The organism is Rhodothermales bacterium, from assembly GCA_013002345.1.
Taxonomy (GTDB): Bacteria; Bacteroidota; Rhodothermia; order Rhodothermales; family JABDKH01; genus JABDKH01.
In genome coordinates this window covers 1-2,426 of sequence record JABDKH010000137.1, presented here as the reverse complement: position 1 = coordinate 2,426, position 2,426 = coordinate 1, and the positions used below count along the sequence as shown (strand labels likewise).

Annotated in this window: 2 protein-coding genes; both read right to left on the bottom strand. The window is 57.9% G+C overall.

Going from position 1 to position 2,426, the window contains the following annotated elements; all coding sequences use genetic code 11:
* A partial coding sequence (locus HKN37_07000; GenBank protein NNE46391.1) for a TonB-dependent receptor plug domain-containing protein occupies positions 1 to 1,908 on the bottom strand: 1,908 nt, incomplete at its 3' end.
* 215 nt (positions 1,909 to 2,123) lie between these two features.
* On the bottom strand, positions 2,124 to 2,426 hold a 303-nt coding region (locus HKN37_06995), incomplete at its 5' end, for an alkaline phosphatase (protein NNE46390.1).

Genomic DNA, 2,426 nt, shown 5'->3' with positions numbered 1-2,426 from the left:
CTCTCCGACCCATCCGAGATTGGTCTGATCGGTATCGACATGCCGGAAGCCGATATTGCCCCGGTACGGCAGTCTGCCTTCGCCGGAGAAATTACCCTGGATGTAGAACGAGGTGGTTTCTTCCGTGACGTCGAACCAGCCTTCCTGGTCAGGGAGGTAGGTGGTCGTTTCCAGGTATTCCTCGAATGCTGGATCGTCGATGTCCGGGATACCGAAATCGTGAACGAAACCGGGCACGTTGATATCGTTCAGGATATCCCGGCCAAAGGCGGGCTGGATGAGCGACATGTCAAAGTCGGGGCCGTCATACTCGCTCCTAATCAATTCCCGGCCGAATGTCATTTCGTTCCATGCGAAGCCGAACTGCACCTCGTCAAAGAAGGAGATCAGATCTCCGTCACTGCGTTCCTCGAGGGCCTTGGTCAGGTCGAGTCGGAAGCTGGTGTCTTCACCGTGTTCCGTGGTAATCGTCCGCTCGAGCAAGTTGAACTTCTGGTGCGTGGTGTCCAGCGGATCGATTTCATCGCCATTCGCATCGTAAAGGATCGCGATGGGGTAGCCAGTAGTTGCGATGTCATAACTGCCGCTGATGTCGTTCCACTGGTCCTCGTCACGGTTCAGACGGGTCCGGAGGCGTTCGAGGATCCGTTCCGTGTCCTGGTCCGCGAAACCGAGATCGAACTCGACGGTCCAGTCATCGCCGTTATTCCACTCCACGTTGAGACCGCCGACATTCACATCCGATTCGCGTGGAACTCGCCGGTACAGGCCAGCGAGCAACGGTTCGACCCGTCTACCGCTTAAGCCTTCGAATTCGTAGGCAACAAGGGTACCGAGCGTGGTTTCTGTCCGGTCGAGGTCTTCGTCGCCGAAGTCGACAGTGAGGGAAGTCATCCTGTCGTCAAACCGTCGGATCATGTCGCCGAAGCCGTACCAGAGCCGTTTGTCGTCTCGGACCTCGTCCTCGAACCCTGCGGTCCAGTCGAAATTGACGTCCCAGTTGTCGTTTTGCCACTGCACGCCAGTGACATAAGTCTCACGATCCCGGGGGATCGGCTGTTCCTGGTACCTGACGCCGCTGAAATGGGAGAGTGCCAATTCCGTTTCTTCTGCCAGCGGTACTCCGTTCACCAGCGTGCCTGCCGCGAAATCGCCTTCAAAGATTCGCAGTCGCTGGGACTCAGCCAAATTGTCGATGCGATCCGCCTGATCGATGGTCGCGGCGAAGAAGAACCCGAAGTTCTCGGAGAATTTCTTGTTAAGGAACAGGCTGGCGCGGTAGCGCTCGTCCTCGCTCAGGTCGTTGTAGATGCCCCGTGCGGTACCCGAAAAATACAGGGATTCACCATCGGGCTGAAATTCCAGCGGCCGGTTGGTCACGAGATCGACCGCGCCGCCGATGCCTCCTTCGATTTCCCATGCCTGGGTGCTCTTCGAAACCGAGGCCTTTGACACGACTTCCGACGGCATTATGTTGAACGTGAAGCCGCGGGCATCGTCGCCGCCACCGGTTTCACCACCTGACGCCGACATTGCCGTGCGACCGTTTACCGTCGTACGGACAAAACGCGGGCCAAGACCGCGAATGGAGACCCGGTATCCCTCACCTGCCTCTCTCTCGAGCAGCACGCCGGGTACCCGCGACAGCGCCTCACCGATGTTGTTGTCGGAGAACAAGCCGATGTCCTGTGCCGTGATCGCGTCGACCACCGCATCAGACTCGCGCTTGATATCCGCTGCCACGTCCAGGCTGCGGCGAATGCCGGTGACCACGATCTCTTCGAGAGCCTCGTCGTCAGAGCCCGCCTGTCCCAGGACCGGCGATGGCGCGATCACCGCCATGCATGCGGCTGCGGACAGTATTGTTCTGAGAGTTATCCCGGGAAACGGGAAATTACGCGTATTCATAATGCTCCCCTGACGGTTTTGAATGGCGTTGTAGTTGCCGGGATCCGCTGGCGTGACCCGATCGGTAACTACGCCCCTGATCTAAAATCAGACTTTATTTTGCCACCGGTAGCTATACCACTCACATTAGTGGTTTCCACTAATAACGGAGGATAACTCGTCTTTGCTACCGGTAGCAATTTTTCAGCGTCAATAGTTGCCGAGTTGCCACAGGCCTACTCCGCGGGAATTTGGTCCTCGTTGAGAATGTTTCCGTCGACCCCGTAATGACGGGCGATCAGCACGGGCAGCCCATCTTCACGCTCCACCGTGACCGCAAGGAATCCGCCGATGACGTTCAGGTACTGGTGTTCCGGCATTAGCTTGTCGTTCGACCAGCCGCCGGCGTGCCTGTCGGTGGCCGGTCCGCTCGAATACTCCCGTACGCCGTGGGTCTGGTCCACGGAGACGTACTGCCAGTGCCGGTCACCACAGACAACGTACATGTTGTCCTGAGAAGCGATGAATTCGCGCAGCAG